The organism is Hymenobacter amundsenii, from assembly GCF_002204745.1.
GTDB classification, from domain to species: Bacteria; Bacteroidota; Bacteroidia; order Cytophagales; family Hymenobacteraceae; genus Hymenobacter; species Hymenobacter amundsenii.
In genome coordinates this window covers 1-14,697 of sequence record NZ_NIRR01000056.1, presented here as the reverse complement: position 1 = coordinate 14,697, position 14,697 = coordinate 1, and the positions used below count along the sequence as shown (strand labels likewise).

Here is a 14,697-nt window from a genome sequence, read left to right as displayed (position 1 = left end):
TCGGACCGGTCGCGGAGCTGGCGCACGGCGTCTTCGCGCAGGGTTTTGAGGCGGCTCTGCACGTCGTCGGCCTTCACCGAGTCGCCGAGGGCCAGCAGGAAGCCGGAGGCGTAGTCGAAGAATCTCTACCACTTCGTTACAACGGTAATCCAATGAAGCAGTAGAGATTCTTCGACTACGCCTCCGGCTTCGCTCAGAATGACAGTCCACCACTTACCACCAACCTACAGCCTCGCCAGCAACTCCCGCACCTGCCGCTCCAGGTCAGGCAGCGAGCCGGAATTATGCAGTACAGCGTCGAAGTGGGGGTAGTCGTCGAGGGCGGTTTCGCTGGGGTGGGCGTCGTCGCGGGTGCCGTCGCCGCGCTGGCCGAGCGGGTCGCCTTCCACGCGCAGCATAAGGCCGCCGCGGCTGCGGATAAGGTCGGCCTCGTTGGGGAAGCGCACGTCGGGAATGAGCGTGTGCTGTTTGGTGGGCAACTGCGAGAAAAAGGCCTGCACCCAAACATCAGGCTCCCATTGGCGCAGCGCCAGGCCCACCTGCTGGAGCATTTCGCCCCGGGTGCGCCCGAAGGTGGGTAGCAATTCGGCCTTGCCCTGCTGGGAGAAATAAGGGGCCGTGCCTTCGCCAGCCAGCGCCGCACACACGGCCTTAATCGGCTCGCCTACCGAGCGAATATGCCACTTGCGTTCCGGTTGCAACTGCTGAAGCAACCGGGCGATGGTGTCTTTGCCGCTGCCCCGGCGGCCCGAAAAACCAATCAGTCGAATCATTCGGCAAAGGTAACCGATTGACCGTTTGAGCTCCGGCGGGCTCACCGCCAGCCCTATAAAAACTCCTTCAGCTCACTCAAGCAGCTGATTTCGTAGGTTATCTGGTTGAAGTGGCGGCGCTTGTCGGGATTGAAGTATACTTGGTCGAGGCCGGCGTTGTGGGCCCCGAGCACGTCGCACTCCAGGTTGTCGCCCACCATCAGGCTCTCGGCAGCAGTGGCGCCGGTGCGCTCCAGGGCATGCTCGAAAATGCGGGTATCGGGCTTGAGGTGGCCGCAGCACTCAGAGGTGATAACTTCGCGGAAGTAGTCGGTCAGGTTGGAGGCTTGGAGCTTGCGGTGCTGAATTTCACGGAAGCCGTTGGTAATCAGGTGCAGCTCGTACCCCTTGTCGCGCAGGTAATCGAGCACCTCGTGGGTGTAGGGGAACACGGCCGTTTTGTGGGGTAGCAGATCAGTGAACTGCTCCGACATATCGGCTGGCGAATCGGATTCGGCGAGGCCCAGCTTGGTAAACGTGCGCGGGAAGCGGGTAGCCCGCAGTTGTTGCTGCCCGATTTTACCGTTCTGGTAAAGCCGCCACAACCCATGGTTGATATCGGAATAGACCCGGATGAACTCTTCCACCGTGAACATGCCATACCGGCTCAAATCGTGGTGGTCGAAGAGGTGACGCAGCGTTTCGTCGGCGTTGGTTTCGAAATCCCAGAGCGTATGGTCGAGGTCGAAGAAGAGGTGGCGGTAGGTTTTCAAGTAGAAACGGAGGGCTAAAAAGGAGGGAATAAAGCTTTTGAAAGGCGATACTAATTGAAAAAGAACGTCATGCTGAGCGCAGCCGGAGGCGAAGCATGACGTTCCCTTATTAGCGGCTGGCAACTCGCAATTAATCAGGGCGTAATCGTTCTACAACCCGGCCTTCGCCCAGATGTTCGTGCACGATTTCAGCCGCGTCGCGGGGGCGCACGTTGCCGTAGGCCACCCCGTCGGGGTAAACGATGAGGGCCGCGCCGGGGCCCTTTTTGCAGCTTTTGCACAGGTCGAGGCAGTTGCAGGTTTGCACCCGCACCTTGCGCTTCTCGCCGCCTACCAGCACCGTTTTCAGCCCCTGCTTCTTCAATTCGCCTTTCAGGGCCTTCGCCACCTCCCGGCCCACCTCATCTTTCTGGGCCGCGCACACAAACAGGCGGGCCATCTTATCCACTGATTTCACGCTATTAAGCAAACAGAGCTAAAAAATAGAGATACCGCGCCATGCAAATCAGCGTCATCAGCGAAAAATCGGGGCCAATCAACGGTTCCCGTGCCAGCGGCGGTTCTGGAGCTTATACGCGGCCAGCTCCCGGTTCGACCACAGGGTCTGGTAAATCTGCTGGTCGTGCACCAGCTGCTGGTCGCGCTCCATGTACCCGAGCAACTGCTGCAAAAAATCCTGGGCTTCGTCTTTGATGAAATAGAACACCCAGTTGTCGAGGCGGCGGAAGCTGACCAGCCCGGCATTTTTCAGGTACGCTAGTTGCCTGGAGGTTTTGGTCTGGGTGAAATCGAGGATTTGCTCCAAGTCGGAGATGCACATTTCCTGGTTGCGCCAGAGCAAATGCAGGATGCGTACCCGGCTCTCATCGCCGAGGGCCTTGAATACTTGCTGACCAAATGCAACGGTAAAGTGTTTAAGACGCATCTTTAGGCAAAGGTGGAAGGAGGAAGCCCGCCGCTGGCCGGCCCCGAATTTAGGGCAAACCTGCCAGTGCCTCCAATAAGCGCCGTATCTTTGTTGTCTGTAATAGTTTGTATGTTGCTTGTGGCCCGAATCCGTATTTTCTTTCTGTTGCCGCTGTTTTTGCTGGTGGCAGCATTAGGGCTGCTGCCCGGCGCGGCCCAGGCCCAAGGCCAGCGGCCGGTGGTGCAGTTTACCGGCATCGTGGCCTCCGGCGACTCGCTGCTGGGCGTGCCCGGCGCGGCTATTTTCGTGCCCAAGGCCGGCCGGGGCACTTCCAGCAACGAATACGGCTACTTCTCGCTGCCCGTACTGGCCGGCGACAGTATCGTGATTCGGAGCCTGGGTTACCGCAACCAGTACGTGATTATTCCCGAAACCTACCCGCGCCAGAGCTACTCGGTAATTGTGCAGCTCCAGGAAGATGCCACCGTGCTGCCGGAGGTGCGCATTTTCCCCTACGCCACCGAGCGGGCCTTCAAGGAAGCATTTCTGGCCATGAAAGTGCCCTCGGAGCAGGACCGCACGCCCGCCGATAAGCTCAACGAGAAAGTAATGCGCCGTATGTTCAATAACCTGCCGGTTACCAGCATGGGCAACTACCGCCAAACCATGCAGGCGCAGCAGCAAGACCAGCAGCGGCGCATGGGCTTCGGCCAGACCCCGGCCACCAACAACCCACTGCTCAACCCCTTCAGCTGGCTGCAGCTCATCAAGCAGGTGAAAGACGGCGAATTCAAGAAGAAAGAAGGCGTAGACTATTAGACCGAAGCCACGGGACGTACAACCGGGGCCAACCCTGGCTTCGGATATGCAGTAAAGCAACTGTTTGACCCGCTGCTTTCCTATGGATACCAATCTGCCGCAAACCTCCCAGCCTCGCATCGTTATCATTGGGTGCGGCTTTGCCGGACTTCGGCTGGCCAAAGACCTGGCCAAGTCCCCCGTACAAGTGGTCGTCATCGACCGCAACAACTACCACAACTTCCAGCCCCTGCTCTACCAGGTGGCTACCGGGGCCCTCGAAGCCGACAGCATCGCCTACCCGATTCGCAAGATTTTTGCCGGCCAGCCGAACTTCTTCTTCCGCATGGCCGACGTGGAGCGCATCGATTCTGGTCGTAATACGGTGGTAACCAGCGTGGGCGACATCGGCTACGACCACCTCGTGCTGGCCACCGGCTCGCTCACCAACTTTTTCGGGCTCGAAAGCATCGAGCAGAATGCCATGCAGATCAAGAGCGTGCCGAACTCGCTTAACCTGCGCAGCTACCTGTTCCAGAATTTCGAGAAGGCCCTGCTCACCGAAGACCCCGGCCAGCGCCAGGCCCTGATGAATGTGGTGGTGGTAGGCGGCGGCCCGACGGGCGTGGAAATCTGCGGCTCGCTGGCCGAAATGCGCCGCGACGTGCTGCCCCAGGATTACCCCGAGCTCGACCTGAAAAAGATGGAAATATACCTCATCGAGTCGGGCGCCGAGGTGCTGGGGCCGATGAGCAAGGAGTCGCAGGAAAAGGGGAAAACATACCTCGAAGATATGGGGATTCACCTGCGCCTCAACACCCACGCCCAGCGCTACGAAGACGGCAAGCTCTATTACTCCGACACCGAATTCATCCGGACCCAGAACCTGATTTGGGCGGCCGGCGTGAACGGGGCGGCCATCGACGGGTTACCCGAGGAAGTAATTGCCCGCAACAAGCGCGTTAATGTGGACACTCAGAACCGCGTGGTGGGCCAGCGCAACGTGTACGCCATCGGCGACGTGGCCAACATGGTTACCGAAGAAATGCCCCGCGGCTACCCCATGCTGGCCCCGGTGGCCATTCAGCAGGCCGAGCAGTTGGCCGACAACTTCCAGCGTCTGCTAAAGGGCGAGGAACTGAAGCCGTTCAAGTACCTCAACAAGGGCAGCATGGCCATCGTGGGCCGCAACCGGGCCGTGGTAGATTTGCCCGGCGACCTCCACTTCAGCGGCTTTTTGGGCTGGCTGACTTGGCTGTTTGTGCACCTGATGACGCTGGTGGGCTTCCGTAACAAGGTTATCACGTTCATCAGCTGGGGCATCAGCTACTTCAGCTCCGATAAAGCCTTGCGCCTGATTATTCGCCCCTACAAGCGCCACGATTTCAACGACCAACAGGGCGTAGTCGCCGCCGAGCACAAGGTCGCCACGGCCCAGTACCACCCGCCCGTGGCGGCTCCCAACGCCCCAGTGGTAGGCGGCTGACAACCGGCTCGGGGCGGGCCTTATCAGCTTCGGGCCAGCGGCGAGGCAACGCTGGGCCCGCAGGCTGGTCTTTTGACAATTCCACCCTTCCTGCCGCCCGATGAAAAAAATGCTACTGCTGCTGAGTGCCCTGCTGCCCCTGGCCGGGGCAGCCCAAACTGCTACCCCGCATCCACTCACGGCCCGCGACCTGCAACAGCTGCGCGACGTGAAGGACGCCCATTTTTCGCCCGATGGGCAGTGGGTGGCCTACGTGGTGAGCCGCCCCGATACGGCCACCGATAAGAACAACGCCGACGTATGGATGGCCCGCTACGACGGCTCGCAGAACCTGCGCGTCACGACCAGCCCCGACAACGAAACCAGCCCCCGCTTTTCGCCCGACGGGCAGTACCTGAGCTTTTTGTCGAGCCGGGGCGAGGGCGAGGAGGGGCAGGCGCAACTCTGGCTGCTGAACCGCCGCGGGGGTGAGGCCGAGAAAGTGACCAAACTCAAGGGCAGCGTGCAGGATTACGTCTGGGCCCCCGACGGCAAGCAGCTGGCGCTCATCATCCGCGATGCCGACCCCGACTCGCTCACGCAGAAGCAGAAGACCCAAAAGAAAACGCCGCCCGTCATCGTCATCGACCGGTTTCAATTCAAGCAGGATGTTGATGGCTACCTCAATGCCCAGCGCCAGCACCTGTACCTGTTCGATGTGGCCACGCGCCGCCTCACCAACCTCACGCCCGGCTCCTACGACGAGCACCTGCCGGCCTGGAGCCCCGATAGCCGCCAGCTGGCCTTCGTGAGCAAGCGCGGCCCCGACCCCGACCGCCATGACAACTACGACCTCTACGTGATGGATGCCCGGGCCGGGGCCCAGCCGCGCCCGCTCACGACCACCGACGTGGCCGACAGTGCCCCCGGGGGCTGGAGCGGCCGCCCCGCCTGGAGCCCCGACGGCCGCCAGATTGCCTTCGTGGAGGGCGCGCCCCGCGAGCAGCTCGTATATGGCCTGCACCAGTTGGCCGTGGTGCCCGCTACCGGCGGCACGCCCCGCCTGCTCATGCCCGGCCTCGACCGCAACACCGGCAAGCCCCAGTGGTCAACGGATGGCAAAACGCTCTATTTCCTGCTCGAAGACGACCGGGCCCAAGTGCTGGCCCGGGTACCCGCCCAGGGCGGCCAGCCAGAACGGGTGCTGGCCGGGCAGCGCGAAGTCACGGAGTTCGAGCTGGGCCCTAAGGGCCAGGTGGTGGTCGTGAACAGCGAGCCATTGCAGCCGAAGGAAGTGTTTGCCTTCGAGAAGAAAAGCCTGCGACCCCTCTCGCAGCAGAACGATGCGTGGCTGAAAACCGTGCAACTAGGCGCCGTGGAGCCTATCCAGGCGACTAGTGCGGATGGGGCCCGGGTCAGTGGGTTTGTGGTGAAGCCAGTGGGCTACGCGGCGGGCCGGCGCTACCCCACGGTACTCCGGATTCATGGCGGGCCGGTGGCGCAGTTTGCCTACGCCTTCTCGCCCGAGTGGCAGCTGCTGGCTGCCCACGGCTACGTGGTAGTGGCCGCCAACCCCCGCGGCAGCTCGGGCCGGGGCCTCGAATACAGCCGGGCCATTTACGCCGACTGGGGCCACAAGGACTCGGAAGACGCCCTGGCCGTGGTCGATTACGCCGTGCAGCAGGGCCTGGCCGACCCGGCCCGCCTGGGTGTGGGCGGCTGGAGCTACGGCGGCATCCTCACCGACCACCTCATTGCCCGCGACCCGCGCTTCAAGGCCGCCACCAGCGGGGCCGGCATTGCCAACGTGCTGGCCGGCTACGGCACCGACCAGTACATCCGCGACTACGAAACCGAGCTGGGCACGCCCTGGGAGCACCCCGATGTGTGGGTGCGCGTTTCCTACCCCTTCTTTCACGCCGGCCAGATCAGCACGCCCACGCTGTTTCTGTGCGGCGAGAAGGACTTTAACGTGCCCCTTCTCAATACCGAGCAGATGTACCAGGCCCTGCAAAGCCGGCAGGTACCCAGCCAACTCATCATCTACCCCGGCCAGTTTCACGGCATCAGCAAACCCAGCTACGTGAAGGACCGCTACGACCGCTACCTGGCCTGGTACGACAAGTACCTGAAGCCGGCCGCAGTTCAGCCGGCGGGCAGTAAAGAGCAGCGCGGCCGGGTTGCGGCCGCGCTGCTTGTTTTAGAGAGTGAACTCGCTCAGCGTTCGGCTCACATCGTAGATGTTTTTATCGACCCGGAAGGTTTTAATGATGGGTTCAGCCATGCCGCGCACCCATATTTTAAGCTCCGCATCGAGGTCGAAGTGGCCGGTAGTTTCGGTGGAATAGCGCTCAATGTTGCGGTAGGGCACGCTCAGGTACTCCCGCTTCTTGCCCGTTACGCCCTGCTTGTCAATCAGAATCAGGCGCTTGGTGGTGAACACGAGCAGGTCGCGAATGACGGAGTAAGCCTTGCGCACCTCCTCGCCGGGGGCCAGCAATTGGCTCAGCTCCAGCTGAATGGCTTGGGCTTCAGTTTCTGATGCGTTGCCGAGAATACCGTCGAAAAGTCCCATGGTAGATGAATAGGATGGTGGGAAAGAAGTTGAAAAGCTACAACTCTTCCACCAGTTCCCCGATGTTTTCCAGGCCCAACTCCCGCAACGAGGTGCTCGGCGCCAGTTGCGCCACGGCCCACTGCTGCTGAATGAAGGCCACATCTTCGATGGAATACTCGAAATCCTGTTCCTCAATGGCCATCAGCGCCATCAGCTGCGCCTCGTAGCCCTGCTGAAAGACCATCTGGAAAAGCTCTTTCAATAAGTGCCGACAATCAAACTGCGTGAGGGCATACACCATTGTGCCATTGCAGCCGCGGGTTTCCGGCCGCTGAATGGCCTGCAGAAGCGGCGCAACGGCCCGCTCATCGCCCAGGTACGCCAAACCCATGGCGGCCCGGTTGCGCCACCCACGCTCCGCCGTTTCCAGCAGGGCCAGGTAAAACTGCGCTACTTCCTCAGTGCCAATAGCAGTTAAGGACTCGAAGGCTTCGTAAGCCGCCTCCGCATCGGGGCCGAGGGCTTGGTTCCTGAGTGATTCCAGGCCGGAAGATGAGTTGGGCATTGCTATAAAAAAAGCAGCCGACCCCACCAGGGCCGGCTGCTTCAAAACTACCAGAAAACGGCTGGTTACTTCGTGCCACCCGTAGAGCCGGCTGGCGTGGTCAGCGGCTTCTGCTCCTTCTGCTGCAGGGCCGACTGCTGCTGCATGGGGTTGGGCTGCTGGCGCTGCTGGTACTCGAACAGCTCGAAGCGCGAAGGTGCGGCCTGCTGGGGCCAGGCGTTGTTGCTCAGGTCGGTGTCGGCGGTCTGCTGAAAAGGGTCGAGCACGAAACTCACCACGGGCTTTTCGGTGATGAACACCTTGCTGACCTCGGCGTTGTTCTTGCGCCATATTTCGGCCGGAATGTGCTGGATTTCCTTCTGGCCGTCCTGGTAAGTCAGCTGCATGATGATGGGCATCGTCAGGCCACCCAGGTTTTTGAGGCTCACCTCGTAGAAGTTCAGGCCACTGCCCAGGCGCTGCTGCTGCTCGGCGCTCAGGCCCTTCACCAGTTGCTGGTAGCGCTGCTTGTCGGCGGGCGTGGTGGTCAGCGGGTCGTACTGGTTGTAGAAGTCGTTGAGCTCGGGCTTCTCGTCGACCAGCGTTTTGGCGATGTCTTTGCGGTTGCGCTGCTGCGAGATGCTGCCGGGGTTTTTGGCGGCCAGCTCGCGCTGGCGGGCATTCTCGATGTCGGGGTTCTGGGAGTTGACGTTGTACTGCTTCACGCCGGCAATAGCCAGGTCGGTGTGGTCGACGGTGTAGAACCAGCCGCGCCAGAACCAGTCCAGGTCCACGGCCGAGGCATCCTCCATCGTGCGGAAGAAGTCGGCGGGTGTGGGGTGCTTGTAGGCCCAGCGCTGGGCATAAGTTTTAAAGGCGTAGTCGAACAGCTCGCGGCCCATAATCGTCTCGCGCAGAATGTTGAGGCCAATGGCAGGCTTGCCGTAGGCGTTGTTGCCAAACTGCAGCACCGACTCCGAGTTGGTCATGATCGGGGTTTGCAGGCTCTTGTCGGTGCGCATGTAGTCCACGATTTTGGCCGGCTCGCCGCGGCGCGAGGGGTAATCCCGCTCCCACTCCTGCTCCGTCAGGTACTGCACAAACGAGTTCAGGCCCTCATCCATCCACGTCCACTGCCGCTCGTCGGAGTTGATGATCATGGGGAAGAAATTGTGGCCCACCTCGTGGATAATCACCGAAATCATCCCGTATTTACGCTCCGCCGTGTAGGTGCCGTCCTTTTCGGGGCGGCCGCCGTTGAAGCATAGCATCGGGTATTCCATGCCGCCCACCGGCCCGTGCACCGAAATGGCTACCGGGTAATCGTAAGGAATGGTATACTTAGAGTAAGTTTTGATGGTGTGGGCCACCACTTCGGTCGAGTACTTGCCCCAGAGCGGGTTGCCCTCCTTGGGGTAGTAGCTCATGCACATCACCGGCACACCGTTCTGCTTGATGCCCATGGCATCCCAGATAAACTTGCGCGAGGAAGCCCAGGCGAAGTCACGCACGTTTTTGGCGGCGTAGGTCCACGTTTTGGTGCCCTTAGCGCGGCTCTGCTCAGCCTTCTCGGCCTCCTGAGGCGATACAATCAGGACCGGGTTTTTGGCGTTGAGCGCCTGACTCAGGCGCTGGCGCTGGGTGCTGCTGAGCACGTCGTTGGGGTTCTGGAGCACGCCAGTAGCGCCTACCACGTGGTCGGCGGGGGCCGTAATGCTCACCCGGTAGTCGCCGAAGGGCAACGCAAACTCGCCGTTGCCCAGAAACTGCTTGTTCTGCCACCCCTGGTAATCGGAGTACACCGCCATGCGGGGGTAAAACTGCGCGATTTCGTAGAGGTAGTTTTTGTCCTCGGGGAAGAACTCGTAGCCACTGCGCTGGTTGATCTTCGTCTGGTCGTTGATATTGTAGCGCCAGCCGATGCTGAACGTCACGCTCTGCTTGGGCTTGAGGGGCGTGGGCAAATCCACGCGCATCATGGTGTGGTTGATGACGTAGGGCAACGCCCGGCCGCCTTTCAGCTTCACCTCCGAAATCTTGAAGCCTCCGTCGAAATCGCTCCGCTGCATGTAGTCCACGGCCTGGAAAGGCATCTTGGGCTGGATTTCACCCAGCTGGGTGGCCGTGGTAATCGAGTTCTTGTCGAGGATGTTCTGGTCGAGCTGTACCCAGAGGTAAGTCAGCACGTCGGGCGAGAGGTTGGTGTAGGTGATGTCCTCGTCGCCGCTGATGGCCTGCTTCTCATCGTCGAGGCGCACGCGGATGTTGTAGTCGGCCCGCTGCTGCCAGTAGTCGGTACCGGGCGCGCCGGAGGCCGTGCGGTAGACGTTGGGCGTGGGCAGCAGGGTTTCGAGTTGGGCGAATTTGTCGGTGCCGGAGTTGGTGGTCTGGGCCACCGTTGGCAGCGCCAGCAGCGCCGCCAGCCCGGCAGTCAGCAGAGTAGATTTCAGCATGGAAAACAAAAAAAGGAGGGGAATCTGTAAATATCCGAACAAGCCGGCAAACGGGCAACGACTAATCGCCGCGTGCGGCGAAAGACGCCGTAGCGGCCGGTAGGTTGCAGGCTGGGAGCAGGGCCACTGGAAGGCACCATCAGCAGTGCCTTCAGCCCAGCAGTAACACCGCCGCAATGCCCAGCGCCGCCCCGCTTACCGTCAGCAGCCAGTCGCGGCGGGCTACGCCCAGGCCCCGCAGCAGCAGCCACCCCAGCCCCAGAATCAGGCCCACAATCAGCAGCTGACCCAGCTCGACGCCCACATTAAAGCTGAGCAGCTCCAGCACCGGCCGGCTTTGCTGGCCCAGCAGCCCACGCAAATAACTCGAAAAGCCCAGCCCATGAATCAGCCCAAAGCCGGCGGCCAGCAGGTCGGGCAGTGACAGCACAATGGCCGGGCGGGCCGCAGGCCGCTCGGCCGGGCGCATCCCGGGCCGGCCGCCCGGGCCAGGTTGAGCAAGCTGGTGAGGATAATCGTGACCGGAATCAGCGTTTCAATCAGCTGGGGCGAGTAGTGCACCACATCGAGCGTAGCCAGGGCGAGCGTGAGCGAATGGCCCACCGTGAAGCTTGTAACCAGCGCTACCACCTGCCGCCAGTCGCGCAGCACGTAGGGAGCGCACAGGGCCAGCAGAAACACCAAGTGGTCGTAGGCGCGCAGGTTGAAGATGTGGTAGAAGCCGAGCTGGAGGTAGGTGCTAAAAACGGACATGCGACAGAGAAAGCAGGGAGAAGCGGCCGGCTAAATATCCGAATAACGGCCGAATAACGGGGCCCTAAAGCGGTTTACCCATACGTCCGCAAAAAAAAGGAGCCTACCGACAGGTGTCGGCAGGCTCCTTGGTTCAGGTGCAGAAAACCCGTTCAGGCTACTGCTTCACGATGCGACGGACGTCGAGGCCGCCTTCGGTGCGGGCCTTGAGCAAGTACACGCCGCCGGGCAGTTCGCTCAGGTCGAGGGGCTGCTCCAGGTGGCCAGCGGGCACCGTAAGGGTGCGGACCGGCTGGCCGATGGCGTTGTAGATGGTCAGGTCAACGGCCTTGGTGTAGCCAGCCAGCTTCAGCGTCAGCAGGCCGTCGGTGGTGGGGTTGGGCGCGAGCTGCAGCGAGGTGCCGGCCAGCGGCTTCACCGTCGACGTCACCACGAGCGCGGCCGACGCCACCGAGGCGCAACCGGTTGTGTTGGTGGCAACCACCGTGTAGGAGCCAAACTGGGCTGCCGCGTTCACCACATACGTGGAGTTGGTGGCGCCAGGAATGGCCGTGCCATTCAGGAACCACTGGTTGCCAGTAGCCGCGCTGCTCGTGAGCGTGGTGACGGTGCCGTTGTATTGTGCGGTCACCGTTGGCTGCGCCGTCCGGGCGTTGATGGTTACGCTGAACGTGGCCGTTACGGCCGCGCAACTGCTTGCGGCGGCTACGGTATTCGTTACCACGTAGGTGCCGGCCGTGCTGGTGCTCAGGTTGATAATGCCGGTGGCAGCATCAATAACCAAGCCCGCTGTGCTGCTGAACGTACCAGCCGTAGCGCCAGCCGTGAGGGTCGGCGTAGGGTTGGTTGCGCCTACGCAATAGCTACTGCTGGCGTAGCTGAAGCCGGCCGTGGCCGGAGCAGTAATAATTACGCTGAACGTGGCCGTTACCGCAGAGCAGCCGCCGCTGGCGGCTACCGTATTCGTCACCACATAAGTGCCAGCCGTGCTGGTAGCAGGCGTAATAGCGCCGGTGGCCGCATCGATAACCAGCCCGGGAGTGCTGCTGAAGGTGCCGGCCGTAGCACCGGTAACCAGCGTTGCTGGCACGATGCCGGTAGCCGAGGTGCAATACGTAGCACTGGCGTAGCTGAAGCCGGCCGTAGCAGGGGCAGTAATGGTCAGGCTGAACGTGGTGCTGGCGGCCGAGCAGGCGCCCGTAGCTGGCACGGTGTAGGTCACCATATAAGTGCCGGCCGTACTGGCATTCAGGTCGATAGTGCCGGTCGTTGGGTCGATGGTCAGGCCAGCCGGAGAAATGCTGAACGTACCGCCGGCCGTGCCCGTCACGGTGGGGGTGGGGTTGGCGCCGCTCTTACAGAACGAGGCGCTGGCGTAAGTGAAAGTGGCTACCGGAGCCGGCGTTACCGTTACGGTTACCGGGGCCGAGTAAACCGTACGGCTATCAGTCGTCGTGATAACGGCCCGGAAGGTGGTGGTAGCGGTTAGGTTGGTGAAGGTGTAGCTGGTGCCGGTGTTGGTACCGGCCACGGCCACGAAACCGCTGCCAGTGTTGGCCTCGTAGCCCGTGATAGTACCACCGGTGTTGCCTGTCAGCGTGATGGTGCCGGTATTCGAGCCCGCACAAACGGCTGCCACCGAGGTGGCCAGTACGCCGCCTTCGGTATTAGCCAACACGAAGAAGTCGTTGCCGGGCGTCAGGTCCTGGGTTGAAAGGATGCCGGTGGTCGGAACCGTAGCGGCCTCTCCGCCGAGGCTGGCGTAGGCGCCGCCCGCCGTAGCGGCCTGGGCTACCACAGCCGTAGCCGGGGCTCCAAGCACATCATCCGCGCCATAGCTGAGCTGCACGCGGGCCGTAGCAGGTAGGCTGGCCGAGTTCTGGATCCGCACATAGCGCGTGGGATTCAAGCCCGAAAGCCCGCCCGAAACCGTGCCGCCCGTAGCGCTTTTAATGACAGTGGCCGTGAATAGCTGGCTGTCGGTAGTCGTGATACCGTTAACCGCTACCGGCCGCCACCCAGCCGCGTCGCCTACGGCAAAGATGCGACTCACAGCCGTCGCGCTGTTCACCATAATGCCCAATGGGCCATTCACGTAGGACGTAGCTGAACCCGTAGGCATTACGCTAGTTGCTTTGCCACTGATCAACACATTGTTAGTTGAGGTCGTGACAATGCCCGCCAGCAGCCCGATGGAGCTAACCGTGGCAGATGGTCCCTCCACCGTCAGGTTACCACCCGCCAGCGTCACGCCCTGCGGGTTGTTGAAATCAGCGTAGTACACTACGCGGGAGGCAGGAACCTCCAGGCCCGTAGTCCGTGGGGCTGTTTCCGGATTATAGATTAGGTACAGACCACTGGTGACCAAGTCGAAGGTCGGAGCTACGTCGAAGCTGCCGGCCGCGGAGGTAGGGCTGGCTATGCCGAATGATACAACGGCGAGGCTGCTAGTGCTCGACTGTACCGTTAGGTTATTGGCATTGATAACATTGCCACGGAACATGGCAATGTTGCGTACCGTGATAGGTATGTTCACCGTTACGCCAGGACCACTGTTCTGGAACGTCAGTTGTACCAGTGGGCTGGCAACAACCCCCGTACCGCCAATGCTCTGCGCTACCGAACCTTGGAAATAGAGGCGGCTGCCAGTTGCTGTGCCCGTGAGCGTCCCGTTATTGGTAATGGCCGAGCCAAGCTGTAGCAAAATAGCTCCGTTCAGGTTTAGCGTGGTACCGGGCGTAATGAGTACCGTGCCGAAAGGATTGGTTTGGCCAGCCAGTAAGGCACTCTTCGGATTGGTTGTGTTATCGATGGTTAGGTTGGGCATGTTGCCGCGCACCCGGAAATCGAAGTTAGTGGCCGTGGCCGCCGTTCCCACGTTCACGGTTCCGCCCGTGAAGTTGTAGGTGCCGGCCACGTAGTAGTCGAGCGGTGTGGTGGCCGTGCTGCGTTGTACTAGGTTGATGGTGCCACCCGAGACAGTACTCACTCCATTAATACTGAAAGAGGGCGTTCCTGATGCATTGCCGACGTTCGCTACGTTGATGGTACCACCACTAAGCGAAAAAGTAGTGGTAAAAGCGGTAGTAGCCCCGGTAAACGAGCCCACGCGGCCCGCGGCCGTCAGCGTGCCACCTTCTACTGCCAGCACCGAGCCAGTGCTTAGGAGCAGCGAGTTGCCGGCCCCCGTGCCCACGTTGTAGCTGCCGGCCGCAAGGCGCACCAACCCGCTCACAGTGGCCGTGCCCGTTTGGCCGACAACAGTGAAATTGGGGTTGCTGAGCCAGAATCCTCCGGTGCCCGGAATGATATAGGCTGGCGCGTTCCCGAACACCTTGTTGCTGATGGTTGCCGTGCCCGAAAGCTTCAGCGTACCGGTCATGTCGTCGGCCGGAGTTGCGGCCGTGGTGCGCGTAAGCAGGAATCCGTCGCCGCTGGTGCTGCTGCCCTTCACCGAAAGCGTGGGCAGGTTCATGTCCACTACGTCGGCCTGGGTGGCCTTGGCCAGCGAAACGCTTTGCAAATCGGTGAGGCCGGAGCCGCCAAATGTTGCGTTGCCCGCGCCCACAAAGCGCAGGTCGGAACCGATGGTCAGGCTAGTTGTATAGTCCCAGCGTGAGGTGGGTCGGGTCATGGGTAAAGTTAACGGGGTTTTTCTGCCACTGGGCACACACAAATTCATGTGGCGTGAGGCC

General features: G+C 61.3%; 12 protein-coding genes and 1 pseudogene. 3 read left to right on the top strand and 10 right to left on the bottom strand.

Going from position 1 to position 14,697, the window contains the following annotated elements; all coding sequences use genetic code 11:
* Window positions 1-224: 224 nt before the first annotated feature.
* The 4 genes from CDA63_RS18855 to CDA63_RS18840 all read right to left on the bottom strand — a co-directional run bounded on the left by CDA63_RS18855 (window position 225) and on the right by CDA63_RS18840 (window position 2,450).
* Window positions 225-773 (bottom strand): hypothetical protein, encoded by a 549-nt coding sequence (locus CDA63_RS18855; protein ID WP_088466009.1) that lies wholly within the window; start codon window positions 771-773, stop codon window positions 225-227.
* A gap of 53 nt (window positions 774-826) precedes the next feature.
* A complete protein-coding gene (locus CDA63_RS18850) occupies window positions 827-1,525 on the bottom strand; it encodes a YjjG family noncanonical pyrimidine nucleotidase (protein ID WP_088466008.1) in 699 nt (232 codons plus the stop codon).
* 130 nt (window positions 1,526-1,655) lie between these two features.
* On the bottom strand, window positions 1,656-1,982 hold the full coding sequence (locus tag CDA63_RS18845; protein ID WP_126546955.1) for a (2Fe-2S) ferredoxin domain-containing protein: 327 nt from the start codon (window positions 1,980-1,982) through the stop codon (window positions 1,656-1,658).
* 78 nt (window positions 1,983-2,060) lie between these two features.
* Window positions 2,061-2,450 (bottom strand): ArsR/SmtB family transcription factor, encoded by a 390-nt coding sequence (locus CDA63_RS18840; protein ID WP_088466006.1) that lies wholly within the window; start codon window positions 2,448-2,450, stop codon window positions 2,061-2,063.
* A gap of 120 nt (window positions 2,451-2,570) precedes the next feature.
* On the opposite strand from CDA63_RS18840, the gene CDA63_RS18835 reads away from it, so the two are divergent.
* From CDA63_RS18835 to CDA63_RS21800, 3 genes and pseudogenes are all read left to right on the top strand, one after another.
* The gene (locus CDA63_RS18835; protein ID WP_165768397.1) at window positions 2,571-3,251 is read left to right on the top strand and encodes a carboxypeptidase-like regulatory domain-containing protein; all 681 of its coding nucleotides are present in this window, start codon (window positions 2,571-2,573) and stop codon (window positions 3,249-3,251) included.
* A gap of 82 nt (window positions 3,252-3,333) precedes the next feature.
* Window positions 3,334-4,716 carry an NAD(P)/FAD-dependent oxidoreductase gene (locus tag CDA63_RS18830; RefSeq protein ID WP_088466004.1) on the top strand — a complete coding sequence of 461 codons (1,383 nt, stop codon included), beginning with the start codon at window positions 3,334-3,336 and terminating at the stop codon, window positions 4,714-4,716.
* 100 nt (window positions 4,717-4,816) lie between these two features.
* A pseudogene (locus CDA63_RS21800) lies at window positions 4,817-6,817 on the top strand (prolyl oligopeptidase family serine peptidase); the annotation flags it as partial.
* 78 nt (window positions 6,818-6,895) lie between these two features.
* On the opposite strand, the gene CDA63_RS18820 reads toward CDA63_RS21800, so the two are convergent.
* From CDA63_RS18820 to CDA63_RS18800, 6 genes are all read right to left on the bottom strand, one after another.
* Window positions 6,896-7,270 (bottom strand): PH domain-containing protein, encoded by a 375-nt coding sequence (locus tag CDA63_RS18820; protein WP_088466010.1) that lies wholly within the window; start codon window positions 7,268-7,270, stop codon window positions 6,896-6,898.
* A gap of 37 nt (window positions 7,271-7,307) precedes the next feature.
* A complete protein-coding gene (locus CDA63_RS18815) occupies window positions 7,308-7,817 on the bottom strand; it encodes a HEAT repeat domain-containing protein (protein ID WP_126546954.1) in 510 nt (169 codons plus the stop codon).
* A 65-nt stretch (window positions 7,818-7,882) separates the two neighbouring features.
* On the bottom strand, window positions 7,883-10,249 hold the full coding sequence (locus tag CDA63_RS18810; RefSeq protein ID WP_088466002.1) for a M1 family metallopeptidase: 2,367 nt from the start codon (window positions 10,247-10,249) through the stop codon (window positions 7,883-7,885).
* A 151-nt stretch (window positions 10,250-10,400) separates the two neighbouring features.
* On the bottom strand, window positions 10,401-10,679 hold the full coding sequence (locus CDA63_RS21680; protein WP_262490679.1) for a HupE/UreJ family protein: 279 nt from the start codon (window positions 10,677-10,679) through the stop codon (window positions 10,401-10,403).
* A complete protein-coding gene (locus CDA63_RS21675; RefSeq protein ID WP_262490678.1) occupies window positions 10,637-11,002 on the bottom strand; it encodes a HupE/UreJ family protein in 366 nt (121 codons plus the stop codon). Before CDA63_RS21675 ends, CDA63_RS21680 begins: the two co-directional genes overlap by 43 nt.
* Window positions 11,003-11,159: 157 nt before the next feature.
* Window positions 11,160-14,636, bottom strand: a complete 3,477-nt coding sequence (locus tag CDA63_RS18800) for a T9SS type A sorting domain-containing protein (RefSeq protein WP_165768396.1) — start codon at window positions 14,634-14,636, stop codon at window positions 11,160-11,162.
* Window positions 14,637-14,697 lie beyond the last annotated feature (61 nt).

What these genes read in the sequence shown, in the direction of transcription:
- CDA63_RS18855 (WP_088466009.1), bottom strand. Translation starts at nt 773, where the DNA reads ATGATTCGACTGATTGGTTTTTCGGGCCGCCGGGGCAGCGGCAAAGAC.
- CDA63_RS18840 (WP_088466006.1), bottom strand. Translation starts at nt 2,450, where the DNA reads ATGCGTCTTAAACACTTTACCGTTGCATTTGGTCAGCAAGTATTCAAG.
- CDA63_RS18830 (WP_088466004.1), top strand. Translation starts at nt 3,334, where the DNA reads ATGGATACCAATCTGCCGCAAACCTCCCAGCCTCGCATCGTTATCATT.
- CDA63_RS18820 (WP_088466010.1), bottom strand. Translation starts at nt 7,270, where the DNA reads ATGGGACTTTTCGACGGTATTCTCGGCAACGCATCAGAAACTGAAGCC.
- CDA63_RS18815 (WP_126546954.1), bottom strand. Translation starts at nt 7,817, where the DNA reads ATGCCCAACTCATCTTCCGGCCTGGAATCACTCAGGAACCAAGCCCTC.
- CDA63_RS18810 (WP_088466002.1), bottom strand. Translation starts at nt 10,249, where the DNA reads ATGCTGAAATCTACTCTGCTGACTGCCGGGCTGGCGGCGCTGCTGGCG.
- CDA63_RS21675 (WP_262490678.1), bottom strand. Translation starts at nt 11,002, where the DNA reads ATGTCCGTTTTTAGCACCTACCTCCAGCTCGGCTTCTACCACATCTTC.
- CDA63_RS18800 (WP_165768396.1), bottom strand. Translation starts at nt 14,636, where the DNA reads ATGACCCGACCCACCTCACGCTGGGACTATACAACTAGCCTGACCATC.